Annotated in this window: 12 protein-coding genes and 1 pseudogene; 8 read left to right on the top strand and 5 right to left on the bottom strand. The window is 45.3% G+C overall.

Annotation, left to right across the window (positions count from 1 at the left end; translation table 11 throughout):
• Together V512_RS06960 and V512_RS06955 are read left to right on the top strand one after the other, a co-directional pair.
• Window positions 1-808: ATP-binding protein (locus V512_RS06960; protein WP_099829732.1), on the top strand; the 808-nt coding region annotated here is incomplete at its 5' end.
• Between the two features lie 315 nt (window positions 809-1,123).
• Window positions 1,124-1,402 carry a DUF2442 domain-containing protein gene (locus V512_RS06955; protein ID WP_099829731.1) on the top strand — a complete coding sequence of 93 codons (279 nt, stop codon included), beginning with the start codon at window positions 1,124-1,126 and terminating at the stop codon, window positions 1,400-1,402.
• A 1,335-nt stretch (window positions 1,403-2,737) separates the two neighbouring features.
• Here the strand turns inward: V512_RS06955 and V512_RS06940 are convergent.
• Together V512_RS06940 and V512_RS06935 are read right to left on the bottom strand one after the other, a co-directional pair.
• Window positions 2,738-4,498, bottom strand: a complete 1,761-nt coding sequence (locus V512_RS06940; protein WP_099829729.1) for a CsgG/HfaB family protein — start codon at window positions 4,496-4,498, stop codon at window positions 2,738-2,740.
• Window positions 4,499-5,018: 520 nt separating this feature from the next.
• Window positions 5,019-5,402: a hypothetical protein gene (locus V512_RS06935; protein WP_099829728.1), complete on the bottom strand. Its 384-nt coding sequence runs from the start codon at window positions 5,400-5,402 to the stop codon at window positions 5,019-5,021.
• A 481-nt stretch (window positions 5,403-5,883) separates the two neighbouring features.
• On the opposite strand from V512_RS06935, the gene V512_RS06930 reads away from it, so the two are divergent.
• The 4 genes and pseudogenes from V512_RS06930 (at window position 5,884) to V512_RS14975 (ending at window position 10,125) form a co-directional block, all read left to right on the top strand.
• Complete coding sequence (locus V512_RS06930; protein WP_099829727.1) at window positions 5,884-6,144, top strand: PIN domain-containing protein; 261 nt, start codon at window positions 5,884-5,886, stop codon at window positions 6,142-6,144.
• Between the two features lie 748 nt (window positions 6,145-6,892).
• Window positions 6,893-9,688, top strand: a complete 2,796-nt coding sequence (locus tag V512_RS06925) for an Ig-like domain-containing protein (protein ID WP_099829726.1) — start codon at window positions 6,893-6,895, stop codon at window positions 9,686-9,688.
• A gap of 107 nt (window positions 9,689-9,795) precedes the next feature.
• A pseudogene (locus V512_RS14980) lies at window positions 9,796-9,858 on the top strand (hypothetical protein); the annotation flags it as partial.
• Window positions 9,859-9,891: 33 nt separating this feature from the next.
• Window positions 9,892-10,125: a hypothetical protein gene (locus V512_RS14975; RefSeq protein ID WP_243392296.1), complete on the top strand. Its 234-nt coding sequence runs from the start codon at window positions 9,892-9,894 to the stop codon at window positions 10,123-10,125.
• Between the two features lie 307 nt (window positions 10,126-10,432).
• Here V512_RS14975 and V512_RS06915 read toward each other — a convergent pair whose 3' ends face one another.
• From V512_RS06915 to V512_RS06905, 3 genes are read right to left on the bottom strand one after another with little or no spacing between them, the layout of a single operon-like run.
• Window positions 10,433-11,266, bottom strand: a complete 834-nt coding sequence (locus V512_RS06915; RefSeq protein ID WP_099829725.1) for a carbohydrate ABC transporter permease — start codon at window positions 11,264-11,266, stop codon at window positions 10,433-10,435.
• Window positions 11,267-11,281: 15 nt separating this feature from the next.
• Window positions 11,282-12,187: a sugar ABC transporter permease gene (locus tag V512_RS06910; protein WP_099829724.1), complete on the bottom strand. Its 906-nt coding sequence runs from the start codon at window positions 12,185-12,187 to the stop codon at window positions 11,282-11,284.
• Window positions 12,177-13,451, bottom strand: a complete 1,275-nt coding sequence (locus V512_RS06905) for an extracellular solute-binding protein (RefSeq protein ID WP_099829723.1) — start codon at window positions 13,449-13,451, stop codon at window positions 12,177-12,179. The genes V512_RS06910 and V512_RS06905 overlap by 11 nt, the downstream gene beginning before the upstream one ends.
• Before the next feature lie 389 nt (window positions 13,452-13,840).
• Here V512_RS06905 and V512_RS06900 point away from each other — a divergent pair, with 389 nt between their 5' ends.
• Both V512_RS06900 and V512_RS06895 read left to right on the top strand, forming a co-directional pair.
• Window positions 13,841-15,079 (top strand): ROK family transcriptional regulator, encoded by a 1,239-nt coding sequence (locus tag V512_RS06900; RefSeq protein WP_099829722.1) that lies wholly within the window; start codon window positions 13,841-13,843, stop codon window positions 15,077-15,079.
• Window positions 15,080-15,098: 19 nt separating this feature from the next.
• Entirely contained in the window at window positions 15,099-16,415 is a 1,317-nt protein-coding gene (locus V512_RS06895; RefSeq protein ID WP_099829721.1) for a fucose isomerase, read from the top strand.
• Window positions 16,416-16,418 lie beyond the last annotated feature (3 nt).

Genomic DNA, 16,418 nt, shown 5'->3' with positions numbered 1-16,418 from the left:
AATAGCTAGCGATAGCAGCAGCCTTGTTTCAAGACAGGGGATCGCAGATCTATCTAGAAGATTCTCCAGGATTCAAATCCCTCTAATGTCTTTGAGGGAATACATATTTCTTAGGGATGGAATTTCGCTGCCACAATTAGAGCCATTCTCTCTTGAGCCTTCTTCAGTTAAAGAGATAATAAACTGTACAAACGTACTTTCTGCTTTTGAGGAGTATCTTGAGCGAGGATTCAGGCCGTCTTATATGGAGTGGGACTTTCGAGAGCAAATAGAACACATTATTGAAAAGACACTTCATGGAGATGTTCCGTACTTCGTGCCGCAAATCTCGGATATTCACTTCAGGCTAATGAATGCCGTTGTAGGCTTTTTGGCGATATCGAAAGTTCCAACACTGAACATTGAGAGAATGTGTAGAGAGTGGGGTATAGGGAAGAGAAAACTCTATGAACTTCTTACTGTAATGAACGCAACAGGAATAATCAGAATAGTATATAGACAGAATGATAATCGAACTTTCTCCAAGGGTGAGAAAATATTCTTTGGCGACCCTACTTTCTACTCAATTGGTACAGGAAATACCGGAACAAGAAGAGAAGCCTATGTGGCACAATCCTTTGAAGATTCGGGTAAAAGAATCTTTGCCTGTGCGGATGAGCGAAACGGAGATTTCTCTGTAGATGGCAAGATTATTGAAGTGGGAGGAAGGAGCAAGAAACCAAAGAAAGCAGAGTTCGTAATAAGAGACGATACGGATCTGCCCCATTCAAATTCGATTCCAATGTGGACACTCGGCTTTCAATATTGACAATAGCTCGTAGTTATGCCACGGGATTTTGGACAACAAGTTGTCCACTTCTCCGGATATCTCTGATCAAGCACCAGAAGAAGTTCTTCCAGCTCCTTAAACTTGTATCTCGGCACTTGGAACTCCCTTCAACACAGATTATCGAAAGATAGAGTCCGTATTTGTTTTGCTCTGGAAGAGCAACACTATCGCAATAGAATTAATAGTCCTCTCAAAGATCACATGGTCCAAGATCGAATATGCACAATACTCCGGCGAATGAACTTGAGAAAAATGCTTCCAGTGCTATAATTCAAGCAGAGAAGGAGGTGAATTATGATAAGAATAGCTCAGGCGGAAGCTCTGGAGGCTTTTAAGGTAAAACTCGCCTTTGAAAATGGAGTAGTGGGAACAGTGGATTTCTCTGAGCTGGCCGCATCTCCTCTTTTCGGTCCTCTCAAGAATTATGAGTTTTTTGAAGGCGTTAGCATTGTCAGGGACGGCAGAGCTTTAGCATGGGGAGAAGATCTTGAAAGCTGCGCTGATTCGCTTTTTATGAGGATAACGGGAAAGAAGCCAGAAGAGATCTTCCCCAAAACAAAGGCCGCGGTGTGAATGCCTGCAATCAGTCGGCTGTATGGAATAGTAATCTACATGTACCACGAAGATGAACTTCCTTCACACTTCTATGCTCACGATGGTGAACATTAAGCTATTTAGAAATAGAGTCACTGGCAGTCATCGCAGGAGCCTTACCTCACAGAGCCCCGGGACTCGGATTGAATGGGCTTCAATGCACCAGAATGATCTTTCGGCAGCATGGGGTGATGCGAAGTCTCTGCAACTCTAAAAAATAGCACCGTTGAAATAGAACTCCTGTATTCTTTCCGACTCCACGTCTAGTGAATTGCCTGTACGTTTCTATGCTTCACTTCATGCAACCCTTGACGTTCTGTCGAATGTCAGATGCCACCGGTGCAAATAGGTACTGTCCGGTTCCTCAGATTCCAATTTTCGTTAACGCTCAGAACAGCCCCTAAAGCTCCTACGAGACGCCAGACCCCACTTCATGACTTGAAAGGTTGAGGGAAAATGAAACGAGTTGGTCCGGTTGTCATCCCGTAATGCTCCTGTACGGGATCTCCCATCAAAGAGCCGCTTTTCGCTGGTCGCTGACGAAGACAACGTTGTCCGTCAACGGTCCGCCGTCCACCGAGAGAGCAGACAGCCATCAAAGAGAAATCATTGTTCTTTGTTCCAGAGCAAGGATCTGTTCTTCGTTCTTGGTCAAGGTGAGATCAAAGAGGTTCTTGTGACGGCGTAATTCCAACCTGACTGGTTTCTTCTCTCTCTCCCTCTTCTCTCGTGAGCGAAGCGAACCTCTCCAGAACGCTCTTTCTCAATGGTCTTTGTTTGGACGGCACAGCCGGAACTGGCCTCGCCGAAGGCGAGACTGGCCTTTGCGAAGCAAAGACTGGCCACCGAACGTGACTGGCTAGTTCGTTGCCCTCCTGCCGAAGGCAGCCTTGCGTCCCCGGACGCTTCTCCGGGCATTGCGTCCCGGCATGATCTTTGCCGGCCTTGCGTCTCATTTCACCAGTGACTGGGTCTCTCTCTTCCCTAGGACGGCTCTTGGAAAAATGGAGTCCCTATTTTCAATGCGGGAACGTAGAACAACGTTTCCGGGATGTAAATAATGGAGGCTGTCTCAATTTTTATTGTCTTCCTGCGAAGCAGCTCTGACCCGCGCGGTCTTCGCGGAACTAGCGTTCCTTCAAAAAACGGTATCTGTCCCCATTTTTTCCATTTTTTCAATTAGGCCACACAGAAGTCAAACATTTCGTGGTCTAACCGGCTACTACCCCTAGTTGATACTCCTGGCGATCACCACAGATGATAATCTTATGCACATTATCTCGGGGAGCTCTTATTCACAATGATCTCCACATTTCACATTGCCTCAAGCTCGATTTTAGAAGACGAGAAGTACGTAACATCAAGGTCGAATGAATCGAAAGCCCATCGGAACAGTGCGTCGGTTATCTCACGAGCCGTTACTGAACTCCTCAAGGTGAACCTTGCAATGCCCCCTGCATAACTCTGTCTGTGAACCTCCGCAATTCCATCAATCTGTTCAAGAGCCTCTTCAAACTCCATAAGCTGTCTATAACTACTGAGTCCTGTGATCAGAACCTCGATCTGTTCCATAACAACGTATTCATCGGGTTGCTGCGCGAATAGCTGATCAACGAAGTAATTTGCCAGCATTGTGCTTGCTGCTCTGAGAGCTTTCTTTGACGCTATTCCTTCACTTACATCCAGAGCAGAACCTTCTACTCCATCTGCTGCGAGAATTCTTCCAGTGTTCATGTCAATTATTCGAGCCTCAACTCGTGCCCTGCAGGATACCATATTATGTATGTCTTCAACCCATTCGCTAAGAGCTTCACCTATGATAATCATGTCAGCATCAAACTGCCGAGCAAGAGATATGGCATTTCTCACGTCATGGATTGCTGCAAAAGCCATTTCCGTATAGCGAATCTCGGCCACCTTTATCTGGTCAACAACATTAAAACCATGTTCGACTAGTACTCTGATAATCTCTGTCTCAGCTGCAGGATCTGGTATACGCGTCTCCACACGCCTTCTTATATGGGTCTCCGGGATCATAACAACGATTGATTTACTTAGAACAGGATCTCGTTCGCCGTCCTTTACTTCTCGATTATCATCAGGGCGATGAGCTTTGTATTTTTCGATGATACCAGTAACACTCTCGGCTCTCACAAATTCGACGATATCTCCATCAGAGCCAGCAGATCCTGCAAGAAGCGATGCAACAGAGTACTTTTCACTAACTTCTTCAACAATTGCCACACCAATCCCTGTTTTCTGAAAGCCAAGAGAAAGTCCAGTTGATGGATCAATAATCTCTCTACCACGTTCAAAGATTTCTAGATATGAGTTATTCTGCATGCCGACATCAAATCCTGCGTTGACGTATACCTTGCTGGGTTCTGCAATCGCTACGCGACCCTGCCAGGGAACAGGTCGTACCTCACTGACAATGAAGTCGACCAGTTTGTCAATTACCTCTCTGGTAGCCTTCCCCAAGGGCGTCTTTTCGTAGTCAGAAATAGTGAAGTCGATAATACCACCACGAATCAGGACCCCCCCTCCTGTTTCTGTAATAGTCGACTCTGCTTTTCTGCTCTCGATAATAACCCCAGTGTTTGCATCAAATATCCTCATATCCATAGCTATATATCCTCGGACTATGGAAACAACTAGGGGGCCCAGCTGAACTGTGCCAATCTTCTCTTCTGCAAACCCGGTAACTACTGTCTTTACAAGGATCTGAGCACCAAAGAGCTCTCCTACTTTTGCAGCGGTATCTGGTCTGATTACACCAGTCAAGCTCAATCGTTGCTCTCTTAAAATCTCTTCCAAGGCAGAACGTTCGAGTACTATGAATCGACCACTCTGGTGAAGACTGCTAATAAGCATTTCTTCAATACCGTTTGCCAAACCTCTTGGAGCACCCGGAGCAAGAACTTCTACATCTGCAATTGCAACTCGCTTTTTGGGCCCATAGAATTCAATCTCACTAGCTGTAACAACAAGCTCACAGCATAGAACTACGGCAAGAAGCAGAACTACGACCAGAAGAAGTCGTGGAGAACTCTCAGAACTCTTCTTAATAGACATCTAGTAATCCCTCCTTGTCTCAAATGATGCACAGATTATTAGCTCTGACGAAGACAATTGAAATAGTATGAGCTGTTTACTTGGATCTGGTAGTCATAGGGAGTATCGAACGAATGGCAAAAGCTTTGACATTGTGCGAGTAGAACTTGGTTGGTCATGCTCAATACAACTTCACGCAACAAAAAACAAAATGCAGAGCTTCCCAATAACCTGAGAGGACGTAGATGGATGTTTCTCACTTATTGAAGCTGAAGAAAGTGTTCAAGATAAGGACAAAGCTGCTCATCGACAAATACTATCTTAGGAGTCGCCCTAGATTATTGGAAACTCATAGGTTTCCTCTCTGACAGCCCAGAAACCTCACCAGGTAACAGACATGTACTCAGTTCTCTACAAAGGAAAAGAAGAGGAAAAGATGTTGCACTTCAATGGTTTCAGGAGACTCGCCATTTGTAAAGATACGTGGATCTCATAGTACACCAGTCAAACCAACCCAGGAGTTTCCAGATACACCCTACACCTACGGGTCAACTATAGGATAACCATCTCTAAAGATTACCCGCCAATCGTAGTAGACACCATCGTAAGAGCAATCTGCTTTGATTGCGTTGGGATGAATGTATGCGGTCTTGTGGTAGATATCAGAGAAAGCTCTCTCGGAGCGGAGTGTGTAATTTCTCTCATCCAAGTGTGTTATTGTATAGTGATCAGGCGCGAGGGTTGTAGTGTAGATGAGTTTGTTTGCATCCGTGTCATAGATCCTGATTTCTAGAGTATAACTCGACTCATTTGCCACTACTCCTCGAAACTCTGTCGGAAGTCTTCTCCAAATACCTTCCAGAACGCAACCATTCAACAGTACTAAGCTCACCAACAATACAAGTACTATGTACGCTTTTCGCACTGCTTTCACCCCCTCTCGTACCAATTAGACCATAATTCATAATCAAAAAACAACATATCGATCCCCTCGTGGTGAAAAAGGCAAGGAGATACCTCTTCTTGTATCTCTTTTGTCTTCATCTCTCTTTGCACTGCTCTCCTGAATGAAGTTCTATATTACGCAAATGTAAATAAAAAAGTCCGTCCCGAAAAGACCTTCTGCCCGGGGCAGGAGACTATGAGCTCGTGATATCAGCCCTTCTTGTTGATTTCCCAAACTTCGAACTCCAAAACATACTGCTTGAACGCACTCTTCATATCACCGTGGAAGAAGCGGAGTAAATACTCTTTACCGACCAAAATCTAGTTCAGGGGCGTTTTCTGTTTTCGAACGCCCCTTTGTGCTTTGTCTGATAAAAACGAGGAGTATTTATGAATAAATACATTACAGGTAAGTAAATAATAAAGTCTGTCCCAATTTTTTTAAATGTTTTTGCGGTGGTTTGAGACATATTGAAGCGACAAGACAAATAGAGCAATTCCTGAAGTTTTGTCTGTTCAATGAAGTACTTCCTATTACGCTTGAATCAGCTTCTATCGCTGCGACGCACTACGCATATCTTAGAAAACTCGGAACGCCTTTGGATGATATAGATCTTCTCATAGCCGGTATTGCCATCGAAAACGACATGACTTTAGTCACGCACAACATGAAAAACTTCAGCAGAATTCCAGGATTGAAGTTGCAGGACTGGAGAGAATAACTGAATCTCCGCTAATGTTCAGCTTCCCCCATTTGACGTCCCCCACGTCATTCAGAGTTACCAGCACAGGATCTCGCTCAAAAAACCGCTGTGCGCTTAAGAACAACAACGCGCTGATGGCTGTGAAATACGGTTCACCGTTGACCGTTCAAGATCATGAACCCATTCACCGAAAAGGCCGCTGTACGCTTAAAAGCGGTGAACCCGCTGAACGCTGGGAGAGCGGTCCTCCGTCAGCCGTCCAAGAGCAAAAACCCGTCCTCCGATAAGATCAATCGAGAAAGAGCACAGTCGAGACGTTCGCTGCGCTCATGAGAGAAGAGAGAGAGAAAGAAGAAACCAGTCAGAGGCGTTGAAGCTTCCGCCGCCACAAGCATCTCTCTCTTTGATATGCACTTGACCAAGAACGAAGAACTGATCCTTGCTCTGGAACAAAGAACAATGTTTTTCTCTTTGACGGCTGCTCTGCGGAGAACGGTGAACAGTTGACGGAAAGCCTGCTTGAACGCGAATCAAAGGAACGCGGAACTGCTCTTGAGAAAATGGAGTCCCTATTTTGTCGTCTAATAGCGTGTTTGGATAGCCAATAGGGCACTATTACTCTCTATTAACAGAAAAAGATTGCTTTGCCTGCAATGTAACAAGTGGTATATTATTCACAAGAGAGCGTAGCACTTACATTCCCGCATAATCTCATAGACTTGAAGTGTTAATTCCCGGTGCGAGGCCTCGCTAGTGGGGGTGGGTTATGAAGAACAAGCTTCTGTCTGTCTGTTTATTCTTGTTTCTCTTTTCGATTATGTTTCTCCTTCTTGGCTGTCCTACCATTGACAAACCACCAAAACTGACCATACCTGATAAGACAGTAGATGAAGGACAGGTACTTCAGTTCGACCTAAAACAATACGCCGAAGACAAAGACAAGAACACCCTTGCCTTTGCAATAGTATCCGGAGTTGGAGAGATAGTGGGGAGCGATTACAGATACACCCCGACATTTGATGACTCCGGCCAGAAAGAGGTGAAGATAAGAGTAACGAATGCAAAGGATAAGTCAGCAGAAGACACATTCAAAATAACGGTAAACGATGTTAACAGACCCCCTGTATTGGACATACCGGACCAGACGATGAACGAAGGAGAAACCCTTACCCTCAACCTAAACGACTATGCAGATGACCCCGATGAAGACGATCTAACCTTTACTCTAGTATCCGGAGTTGGAGAGATAACCGGTGCGACATATACCTACACCCCCGATTACGATGTACTGAAAAAGGTTAGAGAGTACGACCCGGCAGCCGAGAGTATAGATTTCGAGGTAAGCATAAGCGCGAACGATGGAAAGGGTGGAGAAGCGACCTCTACTTTTACCATAAGTGTAACCGACGTAAACAGACCCCCTATGCTGGACATACAGGACCAGACGATGAACGAAGGGGAGACCCTTACCCTCAACCTGAACGACTATGCAGATGACCCGGACGGAGATGCTCTAACCTTTACTCTAGTATCCGGAGTGGGAAACATAGCGGGATCTACATACACCTACACAGCTACATACACAGATGCCGGAACGAAGACTGTAACTGTGAGAGTAACGGACAATAAGGGCGGAAACGGTCAAGTTGCTTTTGGAATAACGGTCAATAGACTACCTGTGATCAATAAGTTGAGCGGTCCATCCGGAACGATGAACCAGAGTAGCGTCACTTTCAGCTGGGCCGGAGACGATCCCAACGGGAGCATAGCCTTATACGAATACAGAAAAGACGGAGGAAGCTGGACAGACCACGGCTTGAACACGAGTTACACGTGGAGCGGCTACTCAGAGGGCGCTCACGTATTCGAAGTCAGGGCGCAGGACGACGAAGGTGCCTATTCGAATGTAATCTCCTGGAACTTCGTTTACGATATACCCAACATTCCACCGGTAATAGAGAAAGTGAGTGGAATGGAGGGGGCGATAGGGGAAGACAGCAACGCATTCAGCTGGGACGGAGTCGATCCCGACGGGAGCATTACCTTATACGAATACAGAAAAGACGGAGGAAGCTGGACAGACAACGACTTGAACACGAGTTACACGTGGAGCGGCTACTCAGAGGGCGCCCACGTATTCGAAGTCAGGGCACAAGACAGCGACGGCGCCTATTCGAATGTAATCTCCTGGAACTTCACTTATAATGCAGCTTCACAGGAAACCGGAGGCTTCAAAGTGGCCAACTCATGGGGAATAGGGGGATGGGAAAACGTCCCTGACGGTTTTCTGTATATAACCTATGAAGCCATGAAACAGAATAAGGTTCTGTGCTTTGTGGTCGATCCCAAAGACAACTATGAACCCAGAGCGATAGCCATTTTCAAGATATCACACCTGGTCAGGGATGATTGTAGCGTTTATGTAGGCGTAGGAAACCCCTCTTCTCCTTCAAGAGAGAAGAGATTCGATGACTATTATCAACGTAGCGGGCCACACCCTTACCCAGACAACAAAATGGTCTTGGACATAACCGAACTCCTTCCATTCAATAACGAGACGTTATATCTGAAAGTATATGATACGAATACAGGCAGCACAGGCACTATCGAGTTCTTCTCGGTAGAGATATACGACAATTATCCATCGGGTATCCCTTCAAGTGTCTTCACATCCACACAGACACCAAAGAACACCGTCAACAACTCTTATGTGAATGTACAGATCCCGGGCGTCACAGTCTCGGCCGCTTCGAACTACGATCTCTCTTCAAACGATGGAGGTCTTTCAAAGAGACTACTCGAAGGAATGAAAGAAACGATGGGTGTGTATGAAGAGGGAAGAGGCTACAACGAGATAATAAACGGTTACGGCACTGGTCTGAGACCGCCCTCGGTTGAAGAGTGGGAAGAGATAGCAAACAGCTGGTATGAGATGGAGGCTTTTGGTCTGCAGGAGACGCTACCTGTTTCTCTTGACCATTCAAGTTCGATCCACTTTCCACCGATAGGTAATCAGGGAAACGAAGGTTCATGTGTAGCCTTCTCGGTAGGGTATTACACAGCCACTTTTTATGAAGCCTGTGACAGGAACTGGGACCTAAGCGGTGCTCAATGGGTGGGAGGATACTACGGGGCGCCCACTGCTTCCTACCAGGACAGGATACTCAGTCCAGATTTCATCTATCACCAGATAAACGATGGCTATGATCAAGGTTCCGCATACCAGGATGCGATGAAGCTTATATCTAATACAGGCGTGAGCAGCTGGAAAGAGATGCCCTACAATCCTAACGACAGCAAGACATGGCCTTCGGAGTCTGCGTGGAGAGAAGCCCCGAGGTACAGGAGCCGCACCAACGTAATGAGAGTCCTGATGGTAGAAAACGATCAGGACATTCAGACACTGAAATCGTACATAAATGCCGGATATCTAGTTTCCATTTCCGTCGACGCTGACAAGTATGCAAACTTGAGTCCCTCCGACGTATGGAACAGTACGAATTACACGAATCCAAACACTAATCACGCAAACACTATCGTTGGCTACGATGACCATTTGTAAATAATGGAGGCAGTCCGCAATTTACCCAGAAGTAAAACACGATGGCAAATACGTTCTAAGAACAAACAAAACTTACCAATAGAGAGGTTGCTCAATCGTACAAATTACTGTGGAAAGTAGAGAGGGCATTCAGGGAACTGAAGAGCGGGCTCGATCTTCGCCCTATATACCATTACACAGACACGAGGGTGAAGGGCCACATAATGATCTGTTTCCTTGCGCTTGTAATGGAGACTGCCTTATGTAGAAAGCTGAAAGAGATTGGAAGTACTTTCTCTTACGCAGAAATACTCGAAGACTTGAAAGAGATAAGGGCAGTTGAGCTAACGGTAGAAGGCAAACGCTTTCTTGCAAGGACTGAAATGATGGGCAATGCTTACGACGCTTTCAAAGCACTCAAAATAAGACCCCCGGATCTACTCAAAGAGATTGCATAATATACCACTATGGTGGTACGTCTGTTTTTCTTTTCATTTTTCCCCTTGTTTAGCTGTTTTTAGATTCGTTGCTGTCAAAGTTGAGTATGAACGAATATGCTGAACAGCAGATCAGCGATTGTGAATTCGAAGCGATGGCGATGGAGCTATTGAAAGTTCTAAAGAGGAGCTGCTGTACTTCAGGAACTTCAAAGAATACTTTCCGTGCAAAGGAGCCATGGAAACCTTCAATCAATACTAAAAACGTCAGGGAGAAGCATAGATTTTATGCTCCTCCCCGGGAGGAATGTTTGTATGCTTACCAGAATTATTCTTTGACTCCGCCGGCAGTTAGTCCGCCTATAATATACTTCTGGAGAGTGAGAGTGAAGATGATTACGGGTATGAGTATTATAGTGCCAGCGGCCGCCAGTTGTCCCCATCTTGGCGCATACTGACCGAGAAACCCGTTCACCGATATAGGAGCCGTCTTTGTAGAAGTTCCCGTGAGAACAAGCGCATAAATGAATTCGTTCCATGACATTATGAACGCAAAAATTGCGGCCACCATAAGTCCAGGCGCCGTGAGGGGGAGAAAGATCTTCCAGAATATCTGTATTCTGTTGCAGCCATCCACGCGGGCAGCCTCTTCAAAAGAATAGGATATTGAAGAGAAGAATGGCAGAAGCAACCAGATAACATAAGGTATATTAAAACTCGTGTATGCAAGTATGAGCGAAATATATGAATCGGTCATTGCGAGTGAGTCAAACAACATGAACAGTGGCACAGCGAGTGCTATCTGCGGAACCATTCTCGATACCAGGAAGGAATACGAAACGACTTTTCGTCCTTTGAACCTGAATCTCGAGATTCCATATGAGGCCATAGCGCCCACCAGCAAAGAAATAGCGGTCGATGACAACCCCACTATGAGACTGTTCTTTATTGAAGGCAGAAAGTCGCTCTTCCCGAGAACTCTCTTGTAACTCGTGAGATTTGGGTTGAAACTGAAGGGGTTAGAATTGCGAATATCCAAATCTTTCTTGAATCCGCTGCTGATTATGATGAATATCGGAAACAGCTCTACCGCTACTATTATCAGTGCTATGGTAAATAGAATCCACTTTGTTATCGCTCTTTTTCTCCTCATTTTCGCCATAAATACCACCAAACCTTAAAGCGTGTCGATGTCCATATTCTTTCTCACCAGACCGAAAGCGAACAAAAGACTGACAATTATGAGAATGACGGCCATGGAAGAAGCGTAGCCCAGCTTACCAAACTCAAAGGCCTGCTTGTGAATATAGAGTGAATACAGCATAGTTGCGTTTCCGGGTCCACCATTAGTCATGACAAAGACCTCGGAGAATATCCTCAAAGCGTCTATTGTTCTAAGAAGTATTGCCGTGGTTATAGTCTGTTTCAACATCGGAATTGTTATCAAGAAGGTCTTCTTGAAGAAGTTTGCACCATCGAGCTCTGCAGCCTCCATTATATCCGCGGGAAGGCTTTTAAGCCCTGCATATAAAATCATGAACATGAAGGGCCACATCCTCCAAATATCCTGCACAATAACAGCGATATATGCGAGACCGCTGTCTGAAAGAATGCCTCTGGACGCATCGAAACCGACGATCTCGAGCAGATAGCTTATCACTCCATATCCCGGTTGAAGCATCAATCTCCAGGTAAGACCCGAGAGTACGGGCAGCGTAAAGACTGGCAGCAGTAAAAGTGTTCGCAGCAATCCCGCAGCCGGAAATTCCCTGTTGAAAAGTATAGCCACAAAGAAACCTATTACGAGCTGAATAGGTATCGCGATCAATATGAAGCCTAGCTGAAGAGAAAGCGAATTCCAGAATTGCCTGTCTTTGAAAAGATCGAAGTAGTTCTGAAATCCAATAAAGGCTCTTCTCCCGTCATCGACCTGTGCCCAGTTGAAAAAAGACAGTACAACCGAATATATGATTGGAAATACAAGGACTACACCGACAATGATGAGCGCCGGCAAAATGAAGTAAAGATAGGAAAGAACTCCCTTGCGGGAGTTCCTTCGAATCAATCTGTTGCTAATTTTCATACTTGTCGAGTAGTGCCTGCACCTGGTCTACCATGTTATTTATCGCGGTTACGGGATCGACAGTCCCAAGAACGGCAGCCAGCCAGTTTACTTTGATCTGTTCAGAGATCTCTGGATAGAAGGCTGCCCTGTTAGGCCTGCTGACTGCAAATAGCCCTGAATCTGCCATTCCTTCGTACCAAGGATTTGTCTCTAGAAGGACAGGATTTGTGAGAAGATCTGTTCTTACGGGTGTCATTCCATCTTCGGCAAGCTTTATGCCGGCATCGTAAGAGTTCAACCAGTATGCAAACTCTGCTGCCGCTGCGGCATTTGTCGAAGCCTTTGGGATACCTAGAATCCAGCAACCTCTTACCGCGGCACGGGCGGATGGACCGGCCGGCGGCGCAGTATACTCTATCTTTCCAACAACGAGAGATTCGTCTTCGTTTTCGTGTGAAGGGATAATACCCGGCCACTGGAACATCGAGAAGACCTTTCCGTCGCTGAAGGCCGCTATTCTTTCGGCATGACCCATATCGTTGGCACCTGGAGGTGCATACTGCATAAGCCGCTTGTAGAAGAGAATGGCTTCAAGCGCTTTCTCCTTGTCGAGAGTTATGACGTACTTTCCGGCAACATCCTGCATGAAGTGCGTACCAAAGGCTTCAAAGAACATTATGGCCTCGCAGGTTGCTCCTTCTGTGTTTTTTGTGAACGGTGCCCAGCCATATATTCCCTTTGTTTTAAAGAATTCGGCCATGTTTGCAAGCTGATCCAGCGTTTCGGGAACTCTCAACTCATAGCCAAACATTTCCATGAATTCCTTCTTGAATTGTGGGTCTTCGACCAGATCCTTTCTGGTGATCCAAACATATACGTTTCCGTTAATCGGAATTCCCTGAATCTCACCCTTCCAGAGGGCAGCCTCAAAGATCGCTTGAGGAATCTCGGTGGTGCTTATCTTCTTGAAGGTCTTTCCCTCGGGCCATTTTGAATAAGGAACGAGAAGATCTCCGAACTTCGCGACATTACCTTCGTCTATGGCTACAAGGTCGTAGTTTGCTTTGTTCTCGGTAACATTGAGAGATGTTTTCTGGAGCATTGAACCTGATGGAATCAACTCGAGATCGACTTTAATTCCGGTTGCCTTTTCGAAATCCTTAAGATTCGCTACCCAAGCCTGTGTGTGTGCATCGTCCCAGGCAAGAACTTTGATATTTGTGGCACCGAATGCAGTTAAACATAACAGAGCCAGAAAGAGAACTACTAGCAGTTTCTTCATAATTGAACCTCCCTTTTTTGAAGTTGAACATAGCTAAGAAAGAGAACTAACAGATAGCAAAGGATCTACTTGAATGATTCTACAATAAATGATAGGCAAATAACAACATATAATTAAAGGCGTTAACTAATACAAGGCTAACCATAGGTTAGTATGGAGAAGATACGTTGAGAACACGCTTGATAATCGGCTATAACTGCTCGTAAAAAAAGAAGGTACCATTTACTAATTCGGGGCAATTGAGAAGATACTTAAATTAACAGGTTGAATTATTCTGTTATATCTCCACTTTTTTCCGTGATAGAATGTAGCTGATGTCGTTTAGTTAATTGTGTTTACTAATTCGAAATTCCGATTCTTAGGAAATTTCCGGAGGAAATAGTTGATTTATGGTGAATAAGACTTACGGGTTGAACGTATCGTCTATCAAACCGAGAAACCGTTCTCTAATACTGAGACTTCTCAGGGATCGAGGGCCTCTTTCAAGGAGAGAAATGGCATTGCTGTCGGGGTTGACGCCGGCAGCGGTTACTAATCTGGTGAATGAGATGATAGATCAGGGCTTACTTAAGGAAACCGGGATGGCCCAGAGAAGTTCGAAGGCAGGTAGAAGGAGAATTCTTGTAGATATCGATAAAGAGAGAAAGTACATAATAGGTCTCAATATAAGCACAAAGACTACAGCCATTGGTGTTTCGGATATGGACTTCAATCTTCTTGGTTATGAGGAGTTCAATACTAAAAGAGAGAAATCTGCGACTGAATTCCTTAACGAGATTTCGAGCAGAGTTATGCAAATGCTCTGGAAACAGAGCATTACCAAAGATAATGTTCTCGGTATCGGTATCGGTATCGTCGGAAGTGTCGATCCGGAAAGCGGTCAGAGCAATCTCGCCTATGGGATATGGTCCCAGCCGGTAAATATCCGTCAAATACTCGAAGAGAGTTTGGGTATAAAAGTAGTAGTCGAAAATAACGTCAGAGCGCTTGCAGTTTCGGAATTGAGTTTGCAAAAGCACTCAGGAGTGAACAATCTTATATTTGTGAAGCATAGTCCCGGACTCGGTTCTGCGATGATAATCAACAAGAGTTTGTTCTACGGATCCACAGATTGTGCTGGCGAAATCGGTCATATGGTTATAGAAAGGGAGGGACCCCTGTGCAGGTGCGGGCAGAAGGGTTGTCTTGAAGCCCTGACGTCGGCCGAGAATATTATTCGGGAAATCAAAGAGCTAATGCAAAGAGGAGAGACTCCATGGCTAAACTTAAATGCCGATGATAGGAATCTATCTTTGGAAGATATCGTTGAAGCTTACGAAGCGAGAGATATGGGAGTCATAAGAGTTGTTGAAAAGGCTCTGGAGTATTTGAGTCTTGGCATAGCAAACGTAATGAAGATCTTCAATCCAGAAAGAGTAATTCTTTACGGACCGCTCTTCAAAAGCGATCATATCTTTCAGTCTCTTCTGAAAAAGATAGATCAACTCGCTCCAGACAGCAATAGTTCTTCAGTCGTTCACTTAAGCGCGCTCGATAGTGATAACAAAATAATAGGCGGATTGTCGCTTGTTCTTGAGAGACTGTTCTTCGAAACGGGAGCAGCCTCTATCGGAAGCAAAACCGCCTGATTTGAAAGCGGAGGTTTCCATGCAAAGAGTGAAGTTAGGAGTGGTCTGCCTTGCCAGAAAGACCTTCGATCATCTGGCAGCGCAGGAACTGTACGGAAGAATCAAAAGCGAACTTGACACAATACCTGAAGTCGAATGGTTCTTCGTCGATGAACTCGTAATCGAGATTTCTGAGGCCGATCAAGCTGCGAAAAGACTCTCGGAGTCTGGTATAGACGGTCTGATAGTTATAAGCGGTACTTTTCATTTAGGCCATCTAGTATTGGAGCTTCATAAGCAAGTAAGAAAGCCAATACTACTGTGGGGACTCGACGAACTACCATACAACGGTGGAAAGATAAGGCTGAACTCGATCTGTGGTGTAAACCTGAACGCTTCGAACCTCTACAAATCCGGAGAGCGTACCTATCATGTCGTTATTGGAGATAAGGTCGATACTAACTGGATAAATGCGATAAGGATTAAGAAGGCCCTTTCCACCAGCCGCATTGGGATTATCGGTTATCGGGCACACGGTTTTTTCAATCTCGATATCGACGAATTGAGCACTTATAGAGAAACAGGTATCCTACTCGATCACTATGAACTAGATTCAATATTCTCACACGAAGTTTCGACAAAAGAGATTGAAGTCTCTAAAGGAGATATTCTAAGAGTCTTTAACACAGATGGAGTTAGCCAGAAACAGGTTGACAGAGTGGCGTCTCTTGCGGCTAAACTGAAGGGCTTCATGACATTGAACTCGCTCGATGCGATCGCTATTCGTTGCTGGCCAGAGTTTGCAACTACATTTGGAATCTCTCCCTGTGCCGCGATGTCTTATGTCCAGTCTCTCGGCTTTATCACGGGTTGCGAGGGTGATGTTGAAGGAGTCATGAGTATGCTGGCCCAAAAAGCCGTAGGAGCAGAAACTCCTTTCCTGGCAGACTTTTCGCAGGTTGATCTCAAAGAAAACTTCGCCCTTTTATGGCATTGCGGGGTTGCTCCCTGTAATCTTGCAGATGGGAGTTCAGTCTGCTCACTAGACACTTACTTTGCAGGAGGTAAAGGCGTTACGGCCGATTTCGTTATGAAGTCAGGCGAGTTCTCAGTCTGTCGGCTCGATTCGGTAAGTGGAAAGTACAGAGTCTTCCTTGGTCACGGAGAGGCCGTCCCTATGGAAAAATCCTTGAAGGGGACTTATATGAAGGCAGTCTTTGACGAAGACGTTCGGACAGTTCTCGAAAGAGTTATCTACAACGGTATTGCTCATCACATCTCAGTTTCTTACGGTAACTACATAGAATCATTCAAAATCCTCGCCAGGATCAACGGCTGGGAAGTCATTGGGGGTTGAAAA

This window comes from Mesotoga sp. Brook.08.105.5.1, from assembly GCF_002752635.1.
Classification (GTDB): Bacteria; Thermotogota; Thermotogae; order Petrotogales; family Kosmotogaceae; genus Mesotoga.
The sequence above is the reverse complement of the archived record's forward strand: the minus strand, read 5'-3'. Positions and strand labels throughout refer to the sequence as shown.